Origin of the sequence: Glycomyces amatae (assembly GCF_020991375.1) — a bacterium.
In the GTDB taxonomy this organism is placed as follows: domain Bacteria; phylum Actinomycetota; class Actinomycetes; order Mycobacteriales; family Micromonosporaceae; genus Glycomyces; species Glycomyces amatae.
The window spans coordinates 127482-151841 of sequence record NZ_JAJLQZ010000008.1; the positions used below are offsets into that span (position 1 = coordinate 127482).

14 protein-coding genes are annotated in these 24360 nt (G+C 73.8%); 5 read left to right on the top strand and 9 right to left on the bottom strand.

Features of this window, described 5'->3' with window-relative positions; genetic code table 11:
• Positions 1-24: 24 nt before the first annotated feature.
• From LO763_RS14650 to LO763_RS14675, 6 genes are all read right to left on the bottom strand, one after another.
• Positions 25-1161: a VWA domain-containing protein gene (locus LO763_RS14650; protein WP_230603326.1), complete on the bottom strand. Its 1137-nt coding sequence runs from the start codon at positions 1159-1161 to the stop codon at positions 25-27.
• Positions 1151-3442 carry a DUF5682 family protein gene (locus tag LO763_RS14655; RefSeq protein WP_230603328.1) on the bottom strand — a complete coding sequence of 764 codons (2292 nt, stop codon included), beginning with the start codon at positions 3440-3442 and terminating at the stop codon, positions 1151-1153. Before LO763_RS14655 ends, LO763_RS14650 begins: the two co-directional genes overlap by 11 nt.
• A complete protein-coding gene (locus tag LO763_RS14660) occupies positions 3439-4527 on the bottom strand; it encodes an ATP-binding protein (protein ID WP_230603330.1) in 1089 nt (362 codons plus the stop codon). The genes LO763_RS14655 and LO763_RS14660 overlap by 4 nt, the downstream gene beginning before the upstream one ends.
• 9 nt (positions 4528-4536) lie before the next feature.
• Positions 4537-7815, bottom strand: a complete 3279-nt coding sequence (locus LO763_RS28985) for a DUF4132 domain-containing protein (protein WP_255672486.1) — start codon at positions 7813-7815, stop codon at positions 4537-4539.
• Between the two features lie 131 nt (positions 7816-7946).
• Positions 7947-11249: a DUF4132 domain-containing protein gene (locus LO763_RS14670; RefSeq protein WP_230603332.1), complete on the bottom strand. Its 3303-nt coding sequence runs from the start codon at positions 11247-11249 to the stop codon at positions 7947-7949.
• A gap of 71 nt (positions 11250-11320) precedes the next feature.
• A complete protein-coding gene (locus LO763_RS14675) occupies positions 11321-14632 on the bottom strand; it encodes a DUF4132 domain-containing protein (protein WP_230603334.1) in 3312 nt (1103 codons plus the stop codon).
• Between the two features lie 247 nt (positions 14633-14879).
• On the opposite strand from LO763_RS14675, the gene LO763_RS14680 reads away from it, so the two are divergent.
• Positions 14880-15596, top strand: a complete 717-nt coding sequence (locus LO763_RS14680; RefSeq protein WP_230603336.1) for a spermidine synthase — start codon at positions 14880-14882, stop codon at positions 15594-15596.
• A gap of 9 nt (positions 15597-15605) precedes the next feature.
• Here LO763_RS14680 and LO763_RS14685 read toward each other — a convergent pair whose 3' ends face one another.
• From LO763_RS14685 to LO763_RS14695, 3 genes are all read right to left on the bottom strand, one after another.
• The gene (locus LO763_RS14685) at positions 15606-15887 is read right to left on the bottom strand and encodes a hypothetical protein (RefSeq protein ID WP_230603338.1); all 282 of its coding nucleotides are present in this window, start codon (positions 15885-15887) and stop codon (positions 15606-15608) included.
• Complete coding sequence (locus LO763_RS14690; RefSeq protein WP_230603340.1) at positions 15871-16437, bottom strand: RNA polymerase sigma factor; 567 nt, start codon at positions 16435-16437, stop codon at positions 15871-15873. The genes LO763_RS14685 and LO763_RS14690 overlap by 17 nt, the downstream gene beginning before the upstream one ends.
• Positions 16438-16667: 230 nt before the next feature.
• A complete protein-coding gene (locus LO763_RS14695) occupies positions 16668-17666 on the bottom strand; it encodes a heme o synthase (RefSeq protein ID WP_230603342.1) in 999 nt (332 codons plus the stop codon).
• Positions 17667-17879: 213 nt separating this feature from the next.
• Between LO763_RS14695 and tkt the strand changes: the two genes are divergently transcribed.
• The 4 genes from tkt to zwf all read left to right on the top strand — a co-directional run bounded on the left by tkt (position 17880) and on the right by zwf (position 24350).
• Entirely contained in the window at positions 17880-19958 is a 2079-nt protein-coding gene (tkt, locus tag LO763_RS14700; RefSeq protein ID WP_230603344.1) for a transketolase, read from the top strand.
• Between the two features lie 106 nt (positions 19959-20064).
• On the top strand, positions 20065-21201 hold the full coding sequence (gene tal, locus LO763_RS14705; RefSeq protein WP_230603346.1) for a transaldolase: 1137 nt from the start codon (positions 20065-20067) through the stop codon (positions 21199-21201).
• The gene (locus tag LO763_RS14710) at positions 21198-22814 is read left to right on the top strand and encodes a phosphoglucose isomerase-related protein (protein ID WP_230603348.1); all 1617 of its coding nucleotides are present in this window, start codon (positions 21198-21200) and stop codon (positions 22812-22814) included. The genes tal and LO763_RS14710 overlap by 4 nt, the downstream gene beginning before the upstream one ends.
• Positions 22815-24350 (top strand): glucose-6-phosphate dehydrogenase, encoded by a 1536-nt coding sequence (gene zwf, locus LO763_RS14715; protein WP_230603350.1) that lies wholly within the window; start codon positions 22815-22817, stop codon positions 24348-24350.
• The last annotated feature ends 10 nt before the right edge of the window (positions 24351-24360 follow it).

Consider the following 24360-nt stretch of genomic DNA (forward strand, 5'->3'; position numbering starts at 1 on the left):
GCGGGACGGGGCCGGGTTCGCCGTTCACGTGCCGAGCCTTTCGGCCACGAACTCGACCAGGTGGGAGGGGGTCATGGCGCCGATGTGGGCGCCGACGGCGGCCATGCGCCCGGCGAGTTCGCGGTCGTAGTTGGGGTTGGCGTCCTCGTCGAGGGCGGCGAGGCCGAGGAACTGGGTGCCCTGCTGGCACAGCTGCTTGGTGGTGTGGACGAGCCGGGAGGGGTTGCCCCCCTCGTAGAAGTCGGTGATGAGGGCGACGATCGAGCGGCGCGGGTTCTCGATGAGCCCGGCGGCGTAGTCGACGGCGCGGGAGATGTCGGTGCCGCCGCCGAGCTGGACCTTCATGAGCAGTTCGACGGGGTCGTCCACTTCGGAGGTGAGGTCGACGACGGCGGTGTCGAAGGCGACCAGGTGGGTCTTCAGGCCCGGGAGGGCGTAGAGGCAGGCGGCGGTGACGGCCGAGTGGATCACCGAGCCGGCCATCGAGCCGGACTGGTCGACCACCAGGATCATCTGCCACTGCTCCAGGCGCTTGGAGGTGCGCGAGTGGAAGTGGGGGCGCTCGATGGCGACGCGCCGCTCCTCGGGCCGGTAGTGCTTGAGGTTGGCCTGAAGGGTGCGCTTGAGGTCGAAGTCGCGGGCGCGGCGGTGCCGGCTGGGGCGGCGGTTGCGGCTGCCGGTGAAGACGGTGCGGACCTGGACCGAGAGCTTCTCGACGAGTTGACGCACCACCTCCTCGATGATGCGGCGGGCGGCCTCGAGGACCTGCGGGTTCATCAGGTGCTTGGTGCGCAGGACCGCTTTGAGCAGGGCCGGGTTGGGTTCGATGCGGGCGAGCACCTCGGGGTCGGTGAGGACGTCGTGGATCTCGTAGCGCTCCACGGCGTCGCGTTCGAGCCGCTCGATCGTCTCCTTCGGGAAGAGCCGGTGGACGGCGTCGAGCCAGTCCACGGTGGTGAGGATCGAGGGCTCGTCGCCCGCGCCGCGCTCGCCCGAGCGCGCGCCGCCGCGGCGGACGTCGCGCTTGCCGAGGTCGTCGTCGCGGCCGTAGAGCCAGTCGAGGGCGGCGTCGCGCCCGGCGTTCTCCTCGCCGAGGCCGCCGGTGGCGCCTTCGGCGGCGGGCCCGAGGATGAGCCGCCAGCGTTCGAGTTCAGCGCCCATCGGGACTCCGCTCGGTCAGTGGGGACGGGAAGAGGAGGCCCTCGCGCGCGAGGACGTCCTCGACGCGGGCATCGAGGGCCATGGAGGCGGCGACCGTGAGGGGGTCGACCGCGAGGCGCGCGGTCAGGCCGCGGGCGTCGCCGCCGCCGCGCAGCGCCACGACGCGCTGGGCGATGAGGCCCCGCTCGCGCGGGGGGAACATCGCGAACGCCTGCCGCAGGGCGGGCAGGGCGATGAAGAACTCGGCGTCGGAGAGGTCGGCGACGAGGTCGTCGACGGCGCCGATGACGCCCTCCTCCTCGGCGATGACCTCTTCGCGGGCGAGGGAGAAGAGCCCGGCGAGCCAGTCGCCGAGCTGCTCGGGACCGGACGCGCCCTCGGCGGCCGCGCCGGCGTCGGCGGGGGCGCCGAGGGCCCAGGCGAGGCCCAGGGCGGCGCCGCGCAGGTCCGGCGGGGCCTGCGGGTCGACCGCGATCCGGTCGGCCGCGCGGGTCACCGTCGTGGAGGCGGGCGCCAGGCCGGGGGCGTGCCGGACGGCGTCGCGCAGGGCGCACAGGGCCTGGAGGCGGCCGAGGTCGGCCGGTCCGGGCGGGGCGTGGAGGCCTTCGACGAGCCACAGGACGCGGTCGCATCCGGCCGCGACGACGGCGGTGTACAGGTCGCTTCCGGCGGTGCCGAACAGGTGGTCGTGGCGCCACAGCGCCAGGGCGACCGCGAGGGCCCGGCCGACGGCGGCGACGTCGCCCGAGTCGGCGACGGCCGCTTCGACGGCCTGGCCGAGCCGGTCGGTGAGGCGGGCGCGGCCGCACAGGGCCGCGTCGAAGAGGAGGGCGGCCAGGGAGTCCAGGGCGCCGTCGCGGTCGGCGCGCTGCTCGAGCACGGTCTGGGCGGCGTCGCCGAGGGTCGCGCCGAGCGCGCCGGCCTCGATGAGGGCCGGGAGGCGGTCCTCGTGCGGCTGGAGGGTCCAGTGCTCCTCGGCGGTGACGTCGGCGCCCGCGGTGGGTCCGGCGCCGCGGCGCACGCCCGGGATGCTCAGCAGGCGCAGGCAGTGGAGGACGCGGCTGCGGGCGAGGTCCTTCGGCTTGGTCAGGTCGAGGGCGAGGGCGCCGTGCTCGTCGAGGCCGAGGCGTTCGATCTCGGCTTCGGCGTCGGCCACGAGCGGCGGGGCGGGCGTGTCGGGGTGGAGGCGGCCGACGCGCTCGCCGGTGAGGGCGGCGGTCATCTCGACCACGACCGGATGCGTTCCGGCCGTGAGGGTGCCGCGGCGGGTCCACGGCAGCGGCTGCTCGAGGTCGTCGCTGATGAGGGCGCTGGCGAGGCCGTCGAGGAGGTCGGTGCGGCCGGGACGGGCGTGGCCGCGCAGGCGGGCGAGGCCGTCGGTGAGGCTGCGGGCGCCGATGAGGTCCGAGGTGGAGACGTGGAGTCCCTTGCGGCGCAGGCGGGAGGTGATGCGCTCGATGAGCGCGCCCGCCGCGGCGTCGGGGCCGTCCTCCCAGAGCCGCTGGTAGTACTCGGGCGAGGGCATCCCGGACTGGTAGCCGGCGAACGAGTCGAGCCGCCGGAACGAGTAGGGCACGAGGAACCCGCCGGTCTCGGTGTCCTCGGCCGGGAGCGGCACCTCGGGCCGCGCGTCGTCGCCGGATTCGGCGAGGCGGCGCAGCGCGGGGGCGTGGAAGCCGCCGCAGACGACCAGGACCGGGCCGTCGGTCTCGGCGAGCGCGGCCCGGATCCACTGGGCCATGTAGGCCTCGCGGGCGGTGTCCGACTCGCTGGCCTCGGACTCGCCGCGCACCAGGTCGAAGTACTCGTCGAGGCGTTCGGGGAGTCCCTCGGGGTCGGCGATCTCGACGAGGTGGTCCCAGAGGGCGTCGGTGTTGTCGACGGCGAAGGCGGCGCAGAGCCGCTCGGCGGCCTCGGCGTAGCGGCGCTCGGCGTCGGAGTAGCGGTTCTCGATGCCTTCGAAGGAGCGGTGCCAGGCGGGGAAGTCGATGAAGCGGACGTCGGCTCCCGCTTTGCGGCCCTCGCTGAGGGCGATCCACTCGGGCGAGTAGTCGCACAGCGGGGTCCACGAGCGCCGGACGGCGAGGTCGGCGCTGGCGTAGGAGTAGATCGCGACAGGCAGCTCGTGCTCGAGCGCGAGTTCGCCGAGCCGGTCGTTGAAGTCCGCGGGGCCCTCGATGAGGACCGCGGCGGGCTTCAGGCGCTCGATCCGGTCGGCGACGAGGCGGGCGCAGGCGGGCGAGTGGTGCCGCACGCCCTGGACGTGGAGGCGCTCGATCATCCGGGCAGCAGGTTCCGGGCCTGGTAGAGCGACTGCCAGTGCGGGCCCTTGCGCTTGGGGGCCTTCTGCTCGAGGTAGCGGCGCAGGCGCGCGAGGTCCTCGGCGTTGTCCTTGGCGGCGGCGCCGGCCATGCAGTCGACGATGTCGCCGGCCTCGGCGTGGCCGCCGCGCAGGTACCAGGCCTTGATGCCGACGGCGTGGGCGACCGAGACGGCCTCGGCGGTGGACATGACCGCCTGCGGGCGGCCGCTCCCCTGGTCGCCGGTGCGGAGGTCGCGGAAGACGCGGACGAGCACTTCGAGGACGTCGCGGGCGGGGGGCGCGGGGACGCCGGAGCGGGCGAGCGCGGCGGCGGCCTCGTTCTCGACGAGGTCGAGTTCGGTCTTGAAGTCGGCGATGGGGAAGACGGTCTCGAAGTTGAAGCGGCGCTTGAGGGCCGCGCTCATCTCGTTGACGCCGCGGTCGCGGGTGTTGGCGGTGGCGATGATGTTGAAGCCCTCGCGGGCGAAGACCATCGAGTCGCCGTCGAGCTCGGGGATGGCGAGCACGCGGTCGGACAGGGGCGAGAGCAGGGAGTCCTGGACCTCGAGGGGGCAGCGGGTGATCTCCTCGAAGCGGACGACGCGGCCCTCGGCCATGCCCTGGAGGAGGGGCGCGGGCACGAGCGCGCGCCGCGTGGGGCCCTCGGAGACGAGCAGGGAGTAGTTCCAGGAGTAGGCGATCTGGTCCTCGGTGGTGGAGGCGCCGCCCTGGATGGTGAGGGTGGAGTCGCCGGAGACGGCGGCGGCGATGAGCTCGGACAGGAGCGACTTGGCGGTGCCGGGCTCGCCGACGAGCATGAGGCCGCGGCTGGTCGCCAGCGTCACGAGCGCGCGGTCGATGAGGGAGGGGTCGCCGACGAACTTCTTCGCGATGCCGCGGGAGTCGTCGCCGACGATGAAGGCGCGGGCGGCCTGGAGGCTGAGGGCCCAGCCGGGGGGCCGGGGGGCGTCGTCCTCGTCGGCGAGCTTGGCGAGCTCGTCGGCGTAGCGGCGCTCGGCGGGCGGGCGCTGGAGGCGCGGTTCGGGAGTGGCGGTGTCGTTCATGGCGGCTTTCTAGGTGAGGAGGCCGGTGGCGCGGGACAGCCCGGCCAGGATCTCGGAGACGGTGACGGGGTCGAGGGCGTCGCCGCGCAGGGCCGGGACGTCGCGGTGGCGGTTCTTGGTGGCGGAGAACCAGATCCCGAGGACGCGGTGGCGCCCTTGCGGATCGGGCTCGGGGTGGACGAAGGTGGGGTCGATCTCGACCAGCAGGCGGGCTCCGCCGGGCAGTTCGCGGTCGAACCGCCAGGCCCTGTACTCGGCGCCCTCGGGGCGGTACTCGCCCCAGGACAGCTGCTTCCAGGTCATGACCTCGCGCAGCCGCCCGAAGACGGCGGTGCGGCCGGTGAAGCGGTGGAGGATGCCGCTTTCGGCCTCCTCGCGGGTGAGGAGCAGTGCGGGGCGGGCGAGCTGGTCGAACGGTTGCAGGACTTCGTAGTCGGCGAAGACCTCGGTCCAGGGGGCGAGGCCGGGGCCGAGCAGCGCCGGGTGGGCGAGTCGGACCCGCGCGTCGGGGCCGAGGTCGAACGGCTTGTCGTCGACATCGGTGGGGCTGCCGTCCTCGGCGAGGCGGAAACCCTGCGGGCCGGTGCCGGTCTCGCCGAGCCATAGGAGGCGGCGGGCGAGCGAGCCGAGCACGGGGTGGGCGGCGAGGCGGGCGAACTCGTCCGGTTCCCAGACGCGGCCGGCGTGCATCGCGTCCTCGAGGCGGGCGCTCTGGAAGGCGATCTCGCCTGCGAGGTCCTTGGCGAGGCGCCGGTAGCGGGCGAGCGAGGCGGCGGCCTTCTCGGCGTCGTCGCGGACGCCGGGCTTGGGAGGCCTGGCGCGGGTCTTGCCCGTCGCGTCGGTGACGCTGAGGTTGAGCCGGTCGTCCACGTCGACGCGGAAGGAGCGCGGCCCGAAGTCGAGCGTCACGGCACGGTCGAGGCCGAGGGCCGGGGCGAACCGGTCCGCCAGTGTCTCGGGGGCGGTGCCGAGGCGGTCGGCGACGGCGGCGCACCGGCGGGCGGCGGCCTCGCGCACCTGGGGACGCTTCGCGTTGCGGGACAGGCGGTAGAGCGGTGCGAACGCGTGCCGGGCGGGCAGCGCGGCGAGCGCTTCGAGTCCGGCGTCCGTCCACTCGGGGCGGCGGGCGTGCCAGCGGGGCGCGTGCTCCTCCAGGAGGCGGGCCGCGGCCGCGCCGCCGAAGCGCGCCAGCTGGCCGACGGTCCAGATGCCGTCGCCCGGGGTGCCCTCGCCGATCCACCGCTCCGCCAGGCCGAGTGAGAACCGCGCGAGGGAGGCGCGGTCGAGGTGTCCGGTGACGATCGCGACCCCGGGGTAGGGCACGCGCGGCGCCCACTGGGCGAGCACCTCGATCAGGTTGGTCAGGGCGGTGCCGGACAGCACCGCCGAGCGGTCCTTCAGCAGGACCGGCGGCAGCTGGCCGGTGTCGATCCAGTGCCACGAGCCGGGCGCGTTCAGCAGCGGCTGCGTGAGCTCGGGGTCGAGGAGCGCCTCGACCGCGGCGACCGCTTCGGGCCCGTGGGGTCGGACGGCGCGGAGCACGGCCTCGGTGCCGTGGCGCCAGGCGACGAGGCGCAGGCCGGCGCGGGCCGTGGTGCGCTGGTAGGCCTTGGGGCCGAAGGCGTGCGGGACGAGCAGGTGCGCGGCGTGGGGGCCGTGGCGGTCGAACCAGTCGAGCGCGGGGCCGCCTCCGTCCTTGAGGCGCACGAGCCAGTGGGCCGCGATCGCGGCGGCGGTGCCGCTGCGGATGGGAGTGAGGGCGCGGCCGGCCCACGGGGAGCGGCGGATCGACTCGGCCACGTCGTCGGCGACGGCGGGGCCTTTGCGGGCGAGCTGGGCCAGGCCGCTGTCGCGGGCGTTGAAGCCGTCGAGGTAGGGCGTGTAGGCGTCGTCGTCGCCCCAGTACGCGTCGTCCCACTCGACGAGGTCCGGTTCCGTCGCCAGCGCCTGCTCGTACTCCCCCGCCCGTCCCACGATCACCGGGGCGGGGCTGGTGAGGCCCTCGATGTGGCGGGGGGCCTTGGTCTTGGGGCGGCCGTTCCACGGCGGGGAGACGAGGAGGCCGGGGAGCCGGCCGGGTTCGGCCTCGGGCAGCGCGGTCTCGGCGGTGAGCGCGTCGAGGGCGGCGCGCTCGGCGTCGGTGAGGCCGGGGGCGGCCGCGCACGCGGGGGTCGCGGTGACGAGGGCGGCCAGGCGGGTGCGCTCGAGGGGGGCGGCGGTGGCGGCGCGCGCGGCGGTGAGGCGGGCGGCGCGGTCCGGGAAGCGTGCGGCGGCGGCGGTCGCGGCCGCGGCGGCGCGGGGGTCGGCGCCGCGGTCGAGCAGGAGCGTCATCGCCTCGTCGGTGGGCAGCAGGGCGGCGCCGTTGTAGAGCTCGGCGCGGTCGGCGGCGTTGACGGCCTTGTAGCCGAGGGTCTTGACGATGACGGGCAGGAGGTCGGGGCCGAGGCCCGCGACGGCTTCGGCCACGGCTTCGCGCGAGACGTAGTAGGGCTCGAAGGCTTGGCGGCGCAGGAGTCTCAGGTGCTCGGAGCCGTTGACGAGGGACCAGGTGAGGCGTTCGCCGAGCCTGCTCTCACGGGAGAGGACGCGTTCGGCGAGGACTTCGGCGGCCCAGTCGGCGCGGTCGGGCACCAGGAGCGAGGCGGCGAGCCGCTTGACGGGCGTGTCGCGGTGCTCGGCGACGCGGGCGCAGATGCGGGCGTGCTCGGCGTCGTCGACGGCGGCGACCAGGGTGCGGGCGGCGGCGAGCGGGCCGTCGTCGGGCGCCCACACGTGGAGCTTGTTCGGGAGGTTCTCGGGGGCGACGGGCCGGACGAAGCAGCCGCCCTGGTGGTGCGCGGTGACGGTCGCCGCGAGGTCTTCGACGGCGGCGGCGACGGCGAAGGCCGGGCCGTGGTGCGCGGTCCAGGCGTCGAGGTGCTCGCGGACCGCGGCCTGCGCGTCGAGGCCGCGGGGGTGGTCGTCCCGGCGCCGGTGCATGCCCCTCATGGTGTCGGCGTGGGCGTGCTCGGTGCGGCGCAGGACGATGCCGGCGACCGCGGCGCCGACCGGGTTCGGCCGGCCGTCGAGGTGCTCGCGGGCGAGGCGGGCGAGCTCGGGGTCGGTGAGTTCGTTCGCGAGCGCCTCGTCGAGGTCGGGCCGGTGCCGCTCGGGGAGTCCGTTGAGGCCGGCGACCGTGCCGATGCGGAAGACTCGGCGGACGCCGTCGCCGCGGCGAGGGAGCGCCCATTGACGCCACTCGGGCGAGGGGTCGGATTGATCCGACTGGGGCGCAACGTGATCGGTCATATACGTCTTTCCTGAGGCGGTGGCGTTCCACACGAGCATAGAGACCCGGTGCGACACCGCCCCGGGAAGCGCGTGTACGAAAAAGGGCCCCGGCGTCGGCCGGGGCCCTTTTCGTTCGGATCGGCGCCCGGTCAGGCGGGCGTGGTCACGCGGGTGAGGTCGGCGAGGATCTCGGAGGCGGTGAGCGGGTCGATGCCGTCCGGGACGGGCTCGTGATCGCGCGTGCCGCCGTACCAGTAGTGCTCGCGGCGGCCGACATGGGCGCCCTGGATGGTCTGGACGGGGTTCTCGGCGATCATGCCGACCCAGATGCCCGGGTCGAGCGAGAGGGAGACGTGGCCGCCGCCCGGCAGGGGGTAGTGCATGCCGGGCTCGACGCCGCCGTCCTCGGGCGCGGCGCGCTGCCAGCCGCGCTTGGTGAGGCCCAGGAGCCGGCCCACGTCGACCTTCTTGCCCTCGAAGCGGGTCAGGTGCCCGGTGGCGAGCTCCTCGTCGGTGAAGGCCATGACGGGCCGCGAGAGCTGCGGGAAGGGCTGGAGGATCTCGTAGTCGGCGAGGACCTCGGCCCAGGCGTCGACTTCCCGGGACTCCATGTGGATGGGGTGCGCGAGGCGGACGACGGCGTCGTCGGGGAGGGTGAACGCGTCGTCGGCGGCGTCGCCGTAGCTGCCGTCCTCGGCGATGCGGAACCCGGTGCGGGCGCCGTCGTGCTCGGCGAGCCACACGAGGCGCCGGGCCAGGTGCTTGACGAGCGGGTGCTCGGCGAAGAAGCGGCGGAACTCGTCGGGGCTCCAGGTCCGGGCGCGGACCATGGCCGCCTCGAGCCGCGAGACCTGGTCGGACGCGGCGGACCGGAGCTCCTTCTTGAGCAGCGAGAAGCGCTGGTAGGCGGCCTCGGCGACCGCGGGGTCGTCCTTCGCGCCGGGTTTGGGGAGGGTCTTGCGGGGCTTGCCCGCGTCGTCGGTGACGTACGGCTTGAGCTGCTCGTCGAAGACCACCGTGAACTTCCGGGGGCCGTAGTCGAGGACGAGGGCGTCGTCGCCGAGCCCGAAGTCGGGGACGAGGCGGTCGGCGAGCTGCTCGGGGCTCAGGCCCAGTTCGGCGGCGATCGCCTCGATCTGGACGCCCGCCTCCTGCTTGAGCGCCTTGAACTTCACCTTCTGGGCGATGCCCTGGATGGCCCGCAGGGCCTCCTCGGTGCCGATGGCCCCGAGGACGCCGAGGCCGGCCACGGCCCGCTTGTGCTGGCTCAGGCCCGGCCATTCGCGGATCTTCGGGGCCAGGAGGCGCACGGTGTCGTCGTCGGCGAAGTGGGCGAGCTGGGTCAGGGCCCAGCCGTCCTTCGACGGGCCGCCGGCCGCGAGCCACAGCTGGAACAGGGCCCGGCCGAAGCGGGCGAGGGAGTCGCGGTCGCAGGCCTCGGCGACGACGTCGAGGCCCGCGTACGGGTACTCGGGGGTGGTCAGGGCCAGCACGGTGACCAGGTGGCGGACCGACTCGGCCGGGAGCGCGCGGCCGCCGGCCAGGACCGGCGGGAGCATCGCCGGGTCGACCCAGGCGCCGGGCTTGGGGAGCTTCGCGCCGCGCGGTTCGAGCGGGTCGCCGTCGAGGAGGTCGCGGATCGCCGCGGCGGCCTCGTCGCCGTAGGAGGCGGCGGCGGTCTCGACCGCGGCGTCGCCGTGGCGCGCCGCGACGAGCAGCAGGGCGCCTTCGGCGATCCGGCGGGCCTTCTTGTCGGCGCCGAGGGCGTCGGGGACGAGGAGGCGGGCGCCTTCGGCGCCGTGCCGGTCGAACCAGGCGACGGCGCCGGCGCGGGCGGTCTTGAGGCGGTCGAGCCAGTCGGCGGCGAGTCGGGCCGCGTCCAGGCTCCGGATCGGCGCGAGCACGTCGTGGTGGGCCGGATGGCCGCGCAGGGCCGACAGGACGCGCTGCGCCACCGCGGCCTCGAAGCGCGCGAGGATCACGTTGAGGTCGCCGTGCGAGTACGGCGAGAAGGTGCTGTCCCACTTTTCGAGGACGGTGGCGGCGACGGCGACCGGCGCGTAGGTGAGGGCGATGCCGTGCATGCGGGTGTCGCCGCGCTTCTCGGCGTGGCGCAGGCGCTGGTGCCAGTCCTCCTCGGTGTGGTTGCTGAAGTAGTCGACCGCGGGGGCGGACCAGCGCTCCCGTTCGCCCGGGGCCCAGTGGACGCTGGTGTCGCCGGGCGCTTCGAGGCCGTCGATGACGACCGGTCTGCGCTTGGGGCGCTTCGCGGCCCAGGGCGGGGCGGTCAGCAGCGGCGGCAGGTCCTCGAGGGCGGCCTGGGGGATGTCGGCGGCGTCGAAGAGGGCCTCGATCGCGGCGCGGTCGGGGTGGCCGTCGCGGACCGCGGCGGGAACGAGGGCCGCGAGGGCGGCCAGGCGGGGCCGCAGTTCGGGGGCGGCGGCGGCGCGGGCGAGGATGCGCAGGGCCCGGTGCGGGAAGCGGGCGGCGGCGGCCGCCGCGGCCCCGTACACGCCCGGCTCGGTGAGGTTGCCGACGAGGTAGGACATCGCCTCGTCGGTGGGGATGCGGCAGAGGGCCTCCAGGAGGGTGGCGCGGGCCTCGGCGTCGAGCATCTGGCGCAGGCTCGCGGTGAGGACCGGGAGGCTGGCGGCGCCGAGGTTGTGGAGGATCGTGCCGGTCAGGCGGGTGGTGGCCTCCCACTTCTCGAGTTTGGTGAGGCCGGCGGCGGCGAGCTGCTCGGGGGTGGAGACGATCTCCCACAGGATCTTGTCGCTGTAGTAGCCCTTCACGGTCGCGTACTCGCGGCAGACCTCGTCGGCCCAGGCCCGCTGCTCGGGGAGGGCGAGGCTGGTGACGAAGCGCTCGACGGGGCCGGTCCGGAACGCCGCGGCCGCGGTGACGACCGCGGCGTACTCGTTCTCGTCGGCGGCCGCGATGAGGCCGCGCAGCGCCTTGAGGCCGAGGTGGGTCTCCTGGAAGAGGGCGCCGAGGTGCCCGACCTGCGCGACCGCGAGCCTGCGCTCGGCGATCGGGACCTTCTTGCGGTGCTGGTAGCGGTTCGAGGAGCTCAGCGACATGGTCGCGAGCGAGGCGGCCACGGCGAACGCGAGGCCGTGGTCGGCGGCCCAGGCGTCGAGTTCGGGGCGCAGGGCCGAGGGCGACCGGCGCTGGTCGGAGTCGCGCATCAGGACCGCGACGACGCCCGCGCCGTAGGCGTCGGCCTCGCCGTCGAGGTGGCGCAGGGCCGCGGGGGCGAAGTCCTGGTTCTCGGGCGCGGCCAGTGCGGCGCGCAGCTCGGCGTCGTGCGACGCGATGAGGCCGCGGACCCGCGCGGGGGCCTCGGGGTCGAGCTCGACCGGGCCTCCGGGGCGCCTGCCGCGGAACGGGAGCAGGTCGTCGAACCAGGGGACTTCGAGTTGGTCTTCTCGGGGTGCAGCGGTGTCAGTCATCGGCAACTCTCATGGACCGGGGATGTCGGGACCGAGCATAGAGCGCCGGTACGACATCCCCGTCCCGGTCGCTACCGCGCTGCGGCGAGGCGGGCGAGGCCGGCCAGGGCCTCGGAGGCGGCCACCGGGTCCGCCGCCGCGGGGAGCGCGCCGCCGCTCGCGCGGCGGTAGTCCTCGAAGGGCGAGAGGCGCACGCTCGCGAGGGTCTGGCGCGGGTACTCCTGGACCGACCCGGTGTAGATGCCCGGTTCCAGGCCGACGACGATGCAGCCGCCGGTGGGGAACGTGTAGGCGATGCCCGGTTCCATCCCGGCGTCCTCGGGGCCGGAGCGGTGCCAGCCGCGGCCGGTGAGGCCGAGGACGTGTCCGACGTCGACGGTGACGCCCTGGAAGCGCTCGAGGACGCCGGTCGCGAGCTCCTCGTCGGTGAAGGCCATGACGGGCCGGGAGAGCTGCGGGAAGGGCTGGAGGATCTCGTAGTCGGCGAGCAGCTCGGCCCAGGCGGCGATCTCGGGGCCCAAGTGGACGGGGTGGGCGAGGCGGACGGCGGCGTCGGCTGGGAGGGCGAACGCGTCGTCGGCGGCGTCGCCGAACGAGCCGTCCTCGGCGATGCGGAACGCGGTCGTCCCGGCGCCGTGGTCGGCGAGCCAGACGAGGCGGCGCGCGAGGTGCTTCACGAGGGCGTGCTCGGCGAAGTGCCGGCGGAACTCCCCCGCGCTCCAGGTGCGCCCGCGGACCATGGCGGTCTCGAGGCGCTTGACGAGGTCGGCGGCGACGGTGCGCAGCTCCTTCTTGAGGGCGGTGTAGCGCCGGTAGGCGTCGTCGGCGGTCTCGGCGTCGTCCTTGGCGCCGGGTCTGGGGAGGGTCTTGCGGGGCTTGCCGGCGCCGTCGGTGACGTACGGCTTGAGCTGCTCGTCGAAGGCCACGGTGAAGGTGCGGGGGCCGTAGTCGAACAGGAGGGCCTCCGTGGCGCCGAGCCCGAAGTCGGGGACGAGGCGGTCGGCGAGCTGCTCGGGGGTCAGGCCGAGGCGGTCGGCGATCGCCTGGACCTGGTCGTGCGCCTCCCAGCGGATCCCGTCGTACCTCGCCTTGTCCGCGATGCCCTGGACGGCCCGCATGGCCGCCTCGGTGCCGATGGCGCCCAGGATCTTCAGGCCCTGGACGGCCCGGTGGTGCTGGCTCTCCCCCGGCCACTCGGCGACGAGCGGGGCCAGGACGCGGACGGTGTGGTCGTCGGCGAAGTGCGCGAGCTGCGCGAGGGCCCAGCCGTCCTTCGACGGGGCGCCCGCGGCGAGCCAGAGTTCGAACAGGGCCAGGGAGAAGCGGTTGAGCGACGCGCGGTCGCAGGCCTCGGCGACGATGCCGACGCCCGCGTAGGGGGCGTCGACGGCGAGGACCGTGACGAGGTGGCGGACGGCTTCGGGCGGCAGGGCCCGCTCGCCGCCTGCGAGGAGCACCTGCGGGAGCAGCGCGGGCGCGGCCCAGGCGCCGGGCCGGGGGGCCTTCCCGCCGGGCGGCGTCGACGGGTCGACGTCGGTGAGGGCCTCGATCGCGGCGGCGGCCTCGGCGCCGTACCGGGCGGCGGCGGTGCGGACCAGTTCGGGTCCGTGCTCGCTCGCGAGGTAGTGGAGGGCCTGCTCGGCGGCGGTGCGGCGCTTCCCGGTCCGGCTGAGGGCGTCGGGGACGAGCAGGACGGCGGCGTCCGACCGGTGGCGGTCCAGCCAGGCGGCGGCGTGCTCGCGGACGGACTTGAGCCGGGCGAACCCGTCGGCCATGAGCCGCGCGGCCGCGAGGTTCGCGACCGGCAGCAGGGCCTCGCGCAGGCCCGTTTGGGACGCGGCGCCGACGGCGGCCTGCTCGGACACGTCCTCGCCGAAGCGCGCGAGGGCGGTCTTGAGGTGGTACCCGGCCGCCCAGTCGTCGAGGCCTTCGGCCCGCCAGCTCGCGACCAGCGGCGCGGCGATGTCGAGCGGCGCGAAGGCCAGGAAGCGCAGGCCGTCGTCGGCGGCGAGTTCGCCGCGGGCGAGTGCGGCGGCGGTCTTGCGCCAGTCCTCGTCGGTGTGCGTGCCGAAGGCGTAGGGCGCCTCCCGCTCCCACTCCTGCCGCTCGTCCTCGGCCCAGACCACGCGGTTGATCGGGGGCGGGACGAGGCCTTCGACGACGACGGGCCTGCGTTTGGGGGCGTTGTCGGCCCAGGGCGGGGCGGCGAGCAGCGGCGGCAGGTCGGCGGGGTCGGCCTCGGAGAAGCGCGTCCCGGACTCGAACAGGGGCGCGAGGACGTCGCGGGCCGGGGCGTCCAGGTGCTCCAGTGCGGTCTGGAGGACCGGGTCGGCGTGGACGAGCGCGGCGAGCCGCTTGCGGGTCTCGGCGTCGGCGCCGGGGAGGCGCGCGGCGACGGCGCGGAGGGCCCGCAGTGGGAAGCGCTTCGCGGCGTCCATCGCGAAGCCGACGACGCCGGCCTCGCCGAGCCGGTCGGCGAGGTGGCCGACGGCCTCGTCGGAGGGCAGCAGGGCGAGCGCCTTGTGGCAGGCCTTGAGCTCGCCGGCGTAGTAGGCCTCCTCCGCGGTGCGGATCAGCACCGGCGCGGCGTCGGCGCCGAGGCGGCGCACCAGGGGGGCGACGTGGGCGGTCGTGACGTCGTAGGCGACCGGGATGGTCGACAGGCCCAGGAGCCGGAGCTGCTCCGCGGTGGTGACGGCCTCGCGCACGAGGGTCTCGGTGACGGGGTGGGCGGGGTTGAGGGAAGTGTGCTCGGCGCACACCTCGTCGGCCCAGTCGCGCTCGTCGGGGACGAGGAGGGTCACCGCGAACCGCTGGGCGGGCGAGTCGCGGCGGTCGGCGAGGGCGGCGACCACCGCGGCGTACTCGTCGTCTCCTGCGACGGCGAGCAGCGACCGCAGGTCGCTCAGCAGGCCGTCGCTGCCGGTGTCCCATTCGAGGGCGCTGATCGGCATCCGGTGGAGGCCGATCCGGCGTTTCGACCGCTTGAAGACGCCGACGGTGAAGTACTCGGCCAGGGCCTGCGCGGCGAAGGCGAGGCCGCGCTCGGCAACCAGGTGGTGGAGCACGGGCCGGGCCTGCTCCCGGTGCCGGCCGCTCCCGCGGTCGGCGAGGACTATGACCGCGGCGGCGCCCAGGGGGTCGGGGTCGCCGGCGAGGAAGGCCGTCCCGGCGGTCTGGCACCGCCCTCGCGGCTCGAACGCCAGCGCCTCGGCGATCCGATCGGCCTCCTCGGCGAGCCGCTGTCTGCCCGCCTCGGGGTCGAGCGCGACCTTGCGGGGCTTCCCGGTGGTGCGGGTGGGGGTGACCAGGCGCTCCCAGGAGGAGGGGAAGTCGAGCCGGTCTTCGTCGGGGAGGGCCGGGGCGTCAGGGGAAGGTGTCATGCCGGACACCCTAGGAGCCGGGTGCGACACCACCGCTGCGTCACGAAGGCGTTGCACGGCATCCGGAACCCGCTGACCAGTGAGGTTCGCGGACCCCGCCCGCGAGGAGGGCCCGCCGCCCGGCGGGTCGAGCGGCGGCGTCCGCGGGTCGCCGCCGCGGAGCGGGCCCGGCTCACGGCGGCGTGGCGGCCGCCGCGGTCCGGCCCCGCTCCGCGGCGGTCGCGGGCGGTGATGGTTCGATTGGTCGATGAGCACACGATTCGAGGAACTCAGCTGGCAGTCGTCCCCGATGGGAGAGATCAGCCTGCGGCGCCGGTACGACCGGACGGTCGGGACCGACGTGTACGAGGTCAAGCTCGGCGACGAGTTCCTCATGTCGAGCCTGTTCCCCGTCGCCGAGATCGAGCTCGCCCGGCTCGGGCTGGCGCGGACGCCCGGCACCGGCCTCGACGTGATCGTGGGCGGTCTCGGCCTGGGTTACACCGCCCAAGCGGCCCTTGAGGACCGGCGGATCGCCGCGCTCACGGTCGTGGAGTACTCGGACGCGGTCATCGACTGGCACGAGCGCGACCTGATCCCCGACACCGCGGGCCTGGCCGCCGACGACCGCGTCCGTCTGGTGCAGGCGGACTTCTTCGCCGCCGCGATGAGCGAGGGCGGCTTCGACGCCGAGCGGCCCGGACGACTCTACGACGCCGTGCTGCTGGACATCGACCACACGCCCCGGCACGTGCTGCACTCGCCGCACGCCGGCTTCTACACCGTCGAGGGGCTGCGGGCCCTCGCCGCGCACCTGCGCCCGGGCGGCTGCTTCGCGATGTGGTCGGACGACCCGCCGGAGGACGAGTTCATGGCCGCGCTCGCGGAGGTCTTCACCGACGTGGACGCCGAGCGGATCTGGTTCGACAACCCCTATACCGGGGGCGAGTCCTCGAACTCGGTCTACCTGGCCACGAAGGCCTGATCGGCGGGGTCATCCGCGCGACCGGTCCGCGACGGTCAGCCCGCACCGCCCGTCGTCGCAGTCGCGTCGCAGGCGGCCTCGCGAGAGGGTCTGGGCCAGACCGATCGCCCAGCACGTCGGGCAGCCGCGCAGTGCGAGGACGCCGAGCGGCAGGAGCAGCAGGCTGACCGGCCCGAAGGCCGGGATCAGCGCGAACGCGCCGATCAGGGCGCCGAGTCCGATCGCGCCCCGGGCCAGGTGGCGGGTCAGGGACGAGCTCGCGAACCGCGAGTCCTCAGACGGCGTCGTCATGGGAGCCTCCCAGGGCCGGTTCGGTTGCGGTGCCGAGCGACTCCTGCACCGCCTTGCGGGCGCGGTGCAGGCGGGACTTCAGGGCCGCGGTGGTGAGGCCGAGCGCGTCGGCGGCCATGCGCCCGCTGTAGCCCTGGACGTCGCGCAGGATCAGCGCGCGGCGCTGGTCCTCGGGCAGCGCCGCGATGGCGGCGGCCACCCTGCCCGCCTCGAGCCGTTGCAGGGCTTCGTCCTCGGCCGAGCGCACGGCGGTGTCGGGCAGGGGCGCGTGGGTCCGCGTCGTCCGCACGCGCCGCAGGCACTCGTTGCGGACGATGCGGAACATCCACGACGCCAGGGCTCCGGACGCCCGCAGCATCCCGATCTTGCGGTACAGGATGATCAGCGCCTCCTGGGCCGCGTCCTCGGCGTCCTCGGGGGTGGCGCAGATCGAGCGGGCGAACCGCCGCACGTTCGGGTGCGAGTCCGACACCACCGCGGTGAGGGCGTCGACGTCCCCGTCCCGGGCGGCTGCGATCAGTCCCTCGGCCGGCCAGGTCCGCTCAGCCACGGGTCTTCCTCCACTTGCGCACGACGTGGTAGCCGCACAGGCCGACCAGCGCGACTCCGGCGACGACGGCGATACCGATGATCATGGCGACCTCCAGGTTCCGTACCGGCACTCGCCGGTACGCGTATAAGAGGCGCCGGCCCTCCGAAAGGGTTCGGCCCGCGGCGGGGAAACGGCGAAGGCCCGGCCGATCCGATGGATCGGCCGGGCCTTCGCCGTATGACGGTGCCTCACATGAGGAAGCTGTCGATCGCCAGGGCCAGGAACAGCAGCGTCAGGTAGCTGACCGACCAGTGGAACAGGCGCATCGGCTTGGGGTCCTCGCCGCGGTTGACGCGGCCGAGGAGCCGGTGGCACTCCAGGACGAACATGCCGCCGGTGACGAGGGCGACGACGCCGTACACCCAGGTGGAGCCGAGCGGGACCGCGACCAGGGAGACCAGGAGCATCGCCCAGCCGTAGACGACCGACTCGACCGCCACGCGCTTGGCGGGGGCGACCGCCGGGAGCATGGGGATGCCCGCGGCGACGTAGTCGTCCTTGAACTTCATGGCGAGGGCGTAGAAGTGCGGGGGCTGCCACAGGAAGACCACGGCGAACAGGACCCACGCCATCCAGGACATGTGCCCGGTGACCGCGGCCCAGCCGATGAGGACGGGGGCCGCGCCGCACGCGCCGCCCCACACCGTGTTGTAGGGCGTGGTCCGCTTGAGCCAGATCGTGTAGACGACGTCGTAGTAGACGATCGCGCCGAAGGTGAGGAGCGCGGCGAGCCAGTTGACGAGCAGGCCCATGCCGAGGACCGCGATCGCGCCGATCACGAGCCCGAAGACGAGGGCGTTGCGCGGCGGGATCTGGTGCTTCGCGAGCGGGCGCCGGGAGGTGCGGCCCATGAGCTGGTCGATGTCGCGGTCGATGTAGCAGTTGATCGCGTTCGCCGAGCCGGCGGCGAGCGCGCCGCCGATCAGGGTCGCGAGCACGGCCGTCAGCGACGGGAGCGCGTCGTACTCCATGCGCGCGGCGACGAGCATCGCCGGGATGGTGGTGATGAGGAGCAGCTCGATGATGCGCGGCTTGGTGAGCGACACGTACGCGCCGACCAGGGTCCGCAGGTCCGGGCGCGCCTGCGGGGCGGCGCCGGTTTCGGGCAGCTCGATTCGCTTGCGGGCGGGCCGGGGGCGGTCGGCTACGGCGCCGGGCAAGTCGGGGCGGGTCGGGTCCTCGTTCATCACGGCCCACCATACGGTCCGTGCGGGTGTGACCGGGGCCTGGGTCGACGCCCCCCACCAGGGGCTCTCTGATGAGAGGCTTTCTCGTGGGCGGGTTCACAACAAGCGGAATTTCGCCCTCCGAGAGACTGCGCATAAAGTCAAGCCCGGATAGGTAGGGTCGAAAGGCACACGTCAAAGGCCCGAACAAGACGACTATCAAGGAGTATCGCAGTGGCAAAGTTCGAGTGGAGCGATCTCGATCAGCAGGCGGTCGACACGGCGCGGCTGCTCGCCGCCGACGCAGTGGAGAAGGCCGGCAACGGCCACCCGGGCACCGCCATGAGCCTCGCGCCGGTCGCCCACACCTTGTTCCAGAAGGTCATGCGGCACGACCCGAGCGACCCGCAGTGGGAGGGGCGCGACCGCTTCGTGCTCTCGTGCGGCCACTCGAGCTTGACCCTGTACGTGCAGCTGTACCTCGCCGGGTACGGCCTGGAGCTGGAGGACCTCAAGAGCCTGCGCCAGTGGGACTCCCTGACGCCGGGCCACCCCGAGGTGGGCCACACCGCGGGCGTCGAGACCACCACCGGCCCGCTCGGCCAGGGCCTGGCCACCGCGGTCGGCATGGCGATGGCCGCCCGCCGCGAGCGCGGCCTGTTCGACCCCGAGCCGGCCGTCGGCGAGAGCCCGTTCGACCACTTCGTGTACGTCCTGGCCTCCGACGGCGACATCGAGGAGGGCGTGACCCACGAGGCGTCCGCCATCGCCGGCGTGCAGGAGCTCGGCAACCTGGTCCTGATCTACGACGACAACGAGATCTCCATCGAGGACGACACCCGGATCGCCCTCGGCGAGGACGTCGCCAAGCGCTACGAGGCCTACGGCTGGCATGTGCAGGACGTGGACTGGCGCGCGGGCGAGGAGTACAAGGAGGACCCGAAGGCCCTCTACGAGGCGATCGAGAAGGCCAGGGCCGTCACCGACAAGCCCTCGCTCATCCGCCTGAAGACCGTCATCGGCTGGCCCGCGCCGAAGAAGCAGAACTCCTACGCCGCCCACGGCTCGGCCCTGGGCGCGGAGGAGATCGCCGCGACCAAGGAGGTCCTGGGCTTCGACCCCGGGCAGTCCTTCGCCGTCGCCGACGAGGTCCTCGCGTACACGCGGGGCGTCGGCGAGCGCGGCGCGGCCGACCGCGCCGCGTGGCGCGCCGCGTTCGACTCCTGGGCCGCCGCGAACCCGGAGCACAAGGCCCTGCACGACCGCCTGTGGGCCGGGGAGTTCCCCGAGGGCTTCGCCGCGGCGTTCCCCGAGTTCGAGGCCTCCGCGAAGGGCGTCGCCACCCGCTCGGCCTCCGGCAAGGTGCTGTCCGCGCTCGCCCCGGTCCTGCCGGAGCTGTGGGGCGGCTCGGCCGACCTCGCGGGGTCGAACAACACCACGATGGACGGCGAGCCGTCGTTCCTGCCGCTGTCGCGCCAGACCAAGGCCTACCCGGGCAACCCGTACGGCCGGACCCTCCACTTCGGCATCCGCGAGTTCGCGATGGGCGCGATCCTCAACGGCATCAAGCTCCACGGCCCGACCCGCCCCTACGGCGGCACGTTCCTGGTCTTCTCCGACTACATGCGCGGCGCGGTGCGCCTCGCGGCCCTGATGAAGACCCCGGTCGTCTACGTGTGGACGCACGACTCGATCGGCCTCGGCGAGGACGGCCCGACCCACCAGCCGGTCGAGCACCTCGCGGCCCTGCGCGCCATCCCGGGCCTGGACGTGGTCCGACCCGGCGACGCCAACGAGACCGCCGTGGTCTGGCGGACCCTGCTGGAGAAGGGCGAGCGCCCGACCGCGCTGGCCCTGACCCGCCAGAACATCCCGGTGTTCGACCGCGCGAAGTTCGCCTCCGCCGAGGGCGCCGCCAAGGGCGCCTACACGCTGCTGGACACCGAGGGCGCCCCCGATGTGATCCTGCTCGGCTCCGGCTCCGAGGTGCAGCTCGCGGTCGAGGCCGCCGAGACTCTGGCCGCCGAGGGCGTCAAGGCCCGCGTCGTGTCCGTCCCGTCCTTCGAGTGGTTCGCGGAGCAGGACGAGGACTACCGGGAGTCGGTGCTGCCCAAGGCCGTCAAGGCCCGCGTCTCGGTCGAGGCCGGGATCGCCCTGTCCTGGAGGGACCTCGTGGGTGACGCGGGAGTCAGCGTCTCCCTGGAACACTTCGGCGCCTCCGCGCCGTTCGAGAAGTTGTACGAGGAGTTCGGGATCACCGCCGCCGCCGTGGCGGACGCGGCCCGCTCCTCCATCAAGAAGGCACAGCAGTAACCACGCGACCGGGCCGGCCGCCGGCTCGCGAGCACCGCCGCCGAGCCGCCGACCGGCTCGGCGGCACCGCCGACCGAACAGACGAGCTGAAAAGCTGGAGGAACCGATGAGCGCGAACGAGAACCTCGCCGGACTGACCGCGGCGGGGGTGTCCGTCTGGCTCGACGACATCTCACGCGGGCGACTGGAGACGGGGAACCTCGAGGACCTCATCGCCGGGTCGTCCGTCGCGGGCGTCACGTCGAACCCGTCCATCTTCGCCGCCGCCCTGTCCAAGGGCAGCAGTTATGACGAGCAGATCGCCGACCTGGCGGTCCGCAAGGTGAGCGTCGAAGAGGCCGCTCGCGCCATCACCACCTACGACATCCGCTGGGCCGCGGACGTCCTGGCCCCGGTCTTCGAGGCCACGGGGGGCCAGGACGGCCGCGTCTCCATCGAGGTCGACCCGCGCCTCGCCCACGAGACGCGGGCGACCATCGCCGAGGCCGAGTACCTGTGGTGGGCCGTGGACCGGCCCAACACCATGATCAAGATCCCCGCCACCGAGGCCGGGCTCCCCGCCATCACCGCCGCCGTCGGGGCGGGGATCAGCGTCAACGTGACGCTGATCTTCTCCCTGGAGCGCTACCGCGCGGTCATGGACGCCTACATGGCCGGGCTCGAGTCCGCCAAGGCCGCCGGGATCGACCTGTCCACGATCCGCTCGGTCGCCTCGTTCTTCGTGTCCCGCGTGGACGCCGAGATCGACAAGCGGCTCGACGCGATCGGCACCGACGAGGCGCGGGCCCTCAAGGGCAAGGCCGCCGTCGCGAACGCGCGCCTGGCCTACCAGGAGTTCGAGAACGCGTTCGGGACCGAGCGCTGGAAGGCGCTGTCCGCGGCCGGGGCCGTCCCGCAGCGTCCGCTGTGGGCCTCCACGTCGGTCAAGAACCCCGACTACCGCGACGTCATGTACGTCGAGGACCTCATCGCCCCCGGCACGGTCAACACGATGCCGGAGGGCACCCTCCACGACTTCGCCGACCACGGCGGGGTCGAGGCCGACACCGTCCGGCCGTTCTACGACGACGCGGCCGCCGTCATGCTCCAGCTGGAGCGCGCGGGCGTCGACTACGACGACGTCGTGAAGGTCCTGGAGGACGAGGGCGTGGACAAGTTCATCGTCAGCTGGAACCAGCTGCTGGACCAGATCCAGACCAAGCTCAGTGAGAGCGCGTCCGAAGAAGGCGGAGAACAGAAGTGAGCGAGCCGATGGGGAAGATGGAAGCCGCCGGGGGCCTCGCGGTCACCACGGGCGTGGACGTGAACGCCGCGGTCGACCGGCTCAGGTCCGAGGGCGTCCCGGCCAGGCTGGCCGCCAAGGACGCGACCCTGTGGGGTCCCGCGGCCGAGGAGGAGGCCGCGATCCGCCTGGGCTGGATCGACACCTTCGTCAAGTCGAAGGAGCTCCTCGCGCCGCTCGCGAAGCTGCGCGCCGAGTTCCAGGAGCAGGGGATCGACCACATCGCCCTCGCGGGCATGGGCGGCTCCTCGCTGGCCCCCGAGGTGATCTCCCGGACCCTGGATCTGGGCATCAGCATCCTGGACACCACCGACCCCGGCCAGATCCGGGCCGAGATGGGCGAGGCGGCGCTGCGGCGCACCGCCGTCGTCGTGTCCTCCAAGTCGGGGTCCACGGTGGAGACCGACTCCCAGCGGCGCGCCTTCGAGCTGGCGTTCAAGGGCATCGGCGTCGAGAACTGGGCCGAGCGGTTCGTGTTCGTCACCGACCCCGGCTCCGCGCTGGAGTCGCTGGCGCAGGAGCAGGGCTCGCACCTGTTCCTGGCCGACGCGAACGTGGGCGGGCGCTACTCGGCGCTGACCGCGTTCGGGCTGGTCCCGACCGCGCTCGCGGGCGCCGACGTGGCCGAGCTGATCGAGCAGGCCGAGGCGTTCGCGACCACGGTCGAGAGCGAGGGCGACAACCCGGCCGTGGTCCTGGGCGCGGTCATCGCGGCCCGGCCCACGATCACCGTCGCCGACGACGGCACCGGCGTCGTGGGCCTGGGCGACTGGGCCGAGCAGCTCATCGCCGAGTCCCTCGGCAAGGACGGCAAGGGCACGCTCCCGGTCGTCCTCGAAGGACCGGGCGCCGCGGGCGCCCGCGACTCGGACCGGGTCTACGCGACGGTCGGCGGCTCCTCGACGGGCCTGCCCGCCGCGGGCTCGCAGCTGGCGATGCCCGACGTGGTCGTCAACGGCCCGCTCGGCGCGCAGTTCCTCGCGTGGGAGCTCGCGACCGCCTACGCCGGCTACCTGATCGGGATCGACCCGTTCAACCAGCCGAACGTGACCGAGTCCAAGGAGAACACCAACCGCATCCTCGCCGACGGGCTCCCCCAGGAGCGCCCGCACGCGGTCGACGGCGCGGTGGAGATCTACGGCTCGCACGCCGACACCCTCGCCGGGGCGCTCGGCGAGGTGCTCACGAACGCCGACCGCGAGGGCGCCTACATCGCCGTCCTGGCCTACCTGGACCGGATCGACGACGCCCGGCTGGCCGCGCTCCGGGCCGAGCTGGCCGAGCGCACCGCCGCGCCCGTCACCTGGGGCTGGGGGCCGCGCTTCCTGCACTCGACCGGGCAGTTCCACAAGGGCGGGCGCCAGACCGGCGTGTTCGTCCAGATCACCGGGGAGTCCGTCGAGGACCTCGAGATCCCGGGCCGCGACTACACGTTCGCCGGGCTCCAGGCCGCGCAGGCCGCGGGCGACCGCCAGGCCCTCGAGTCGCGCGAGCGCCCGCTGGTGCGATTCCACCTCACCGACCGCGGCCAGGGCGTCAACCAGCTGCTCCACGCGGTGAGGGAGCTGAGTTAGATGGGTGCCGACATCCACGCCAACCCGCTGCGCGACCCGGCGGACCGCCGCCTGCCGCGCATCCCCGAGCCGTGCGCCCTGGTGATCTTCGGCGTCACCGGCGACCTCGCCAAGAAGAAGCTGATCCCGGCGGTGTACGACCTCGCCAACCGGGGGCTGCTGCCGGCGTCGTTCGTGATCGTCGGCTTCGCCCGCCGCGACTGGGGCGACGAGACGTTCGAGGAGATGGCCCGCGAGGCCGCCAAGTCCCACGCGCGCACCCCGTGGCGCGAGGAGGTCTGGGCGCGCCTGGCCGGCAACTTCAAGTTCGTGCCCGGCACGTTCGACGACGACGCGTGCTTCGACAAGCTCGACGCCACGGTCGACGAGCTGCGCATCACGCACGGCATCGTCGGCAACGCGGCGTTCTACTTCTCGATCCCGCCGCTCGCGTTCCCGACCGTGCTCAAGCAGCTCAAGCGGACCGGCATGTCCGACAACCGCCAGGACGGCGGCGGCTGGCGCCGCGTCGTGGTCGAGAAGCCCTTCGGCGAGGACCGCGACTCCGCGGCCGATCTGAACCAGCTCGTCGACGACGTGTTCACCGCCAACGACGTGTTCCGCATCGACCACTACCTCGGCAAGGAGACGGTGCAGAACATCTTCGCGCTGCGCTTCGCGAACGCCATGTTCGAGCCGATCTGGAACTCCAACTACGTCGACCACGTGCAGATCACCATGGCCGAGGACGTCGGCATCGGCACCCGCGCGGGGTTCTACGACGACAACGGCGCCGCCCGCGACGTCCTCCAGAACCACGTGCTCCAGCTCCTGGCGATCGCGGCCATGGAGCAGCCCAACGGGTTCGAGGCCGAGGAGATCCGCACCGAGAAGCTGAAGGTCCTGCGGGCCATCAAGCTGCACGACGACCTGGAGGCCACGGCCATCCGCGGCCAGTACGCGGACGGCTGGGTGCAGGGCCGCCCCGTCCGGGGCTACCTGTCCGAGGACAACATCCCGCCGACCTCCACCACGGAGACGTACGCGGCGGTGCAGATCGGCATCCAGAACCGGCGCTGGAACGGCGTGCCGTTCTACCTGCGCACCGGCAAACGGCTGCCCAAGCGCGTCACCGAGATCGCGGTGGTCTTCAAGGAGGCCCCGCACATGCCCTTCGCCGACTACGACACGAAGATCCTGGGCCACAACCAGCTGGTCATCCGCGTCCAGCCCGACGAGGGCATCACGGTGAAGTTCGGCTCGAAGGTGCCCGGCACCGGCATGGAGCTGCGGGACATCTCGATGGGCTTCGGCTACGGCGAGACCTTCACCGAGTCGAGCCCCGAGGCGTACGAGCGGCTGATCCTGGACGTGCTGCTGGGCGACAAGACCCTGTTCCCGGACGCGCAGGAGGTCGACGCGTCCTGGGCCGTGGTCGACCCGCTCGAGGAGTACTGGGCGACGACCAAGCCCGAGCCGTACGAGTCGGGGACGTGGGGCCCGAGCGGGGCCGATCTCATGCTGCAGGCGTCCGGCCGCCGCTGGCGCCGGGCCTAGAAGGGAGTCG

Excerpts from the sequence above, each read along its gene's own strand:
- LO763_RS14695 (WP_230603342.1), bottom strand. The coding sequence starts at position 17,666 with ATGAACGAGGACCCGACCCGCCCCGACTTGCCCGGCGCCGTAGCCGAC.
- zwf (WP_230603350.1), top strand. The coding sequence starts at position 22,815 with ATGGGTGCCGACATCCACGCCAACCCGCTGCGCGACCCGGCGGACCGC.
- LO763_RS28985 (WP_255672486.1), bottom strand. The coding sequence starts at position 7,815 with ATGACCGATCACGTTGCGCCCCAGTCGGATCAATCCGACCCCTCGCCC.
- LO763_RS14670 (WP_230603332.1), bottom strand. The coding sequence starts at position 11,249 with ATGACTGACACCGCTGCACCCCGAGAAGACCAACTCGAAGTCCCCTGG.
- LO763_RS14685 (WP_230603338.1), bottom strand. The coding sequence starts at position 15,887 with ATGACGACGCCGTCTGAGGACTCGCGGTTCGCGAGCTCGTCCCTGACC.
- tal (WP_230603346.1), top strand. The coding sequence starts at position 20,065 with ATGAGCGCGAACGAGAACCTCGCCGGACTGACCGCGGCGGGGGTGTCC.
- LO763_RS14675 (WP_230603334.1), bottom strand. The coding sequence starts at position 14,632 with ATGACACCTTCCCCTGACGCCCCGGCCCTCCCCGACGAAGACCGGCTC.
- LO763_RS14650 (WP_230603326.1), bottom strand. The coding sequence starts at position 1,161 with ATGGGCGCTGAACTCGAACGCTGGCGGCTCATCCTCGGGCCCGCCGCC.
- LO763_RS14660 (WP_230603330.1), bottom strand. The coding sequence starts at position 4,527 with ATGAACGACACCGCCACTCCCGAACCGCGCCTCCAGCGCCCGCCCGCC.
- LO763_RS14680 (WP_230603336.1), top strand. The coding sequence starts at position 14,880 with ATGAGCACACGATTCGAGGAACTCAGCTGGCAGTCGTCCCCGATGGGA.
- LO763_RS14655 (WP_230603328.1), bottom strand. The coding sequence starts at position 3,442 with ATGATCGAGCGCCTCCACGTCCAGGGCGTGCGGCACCACTCGCCCGCC.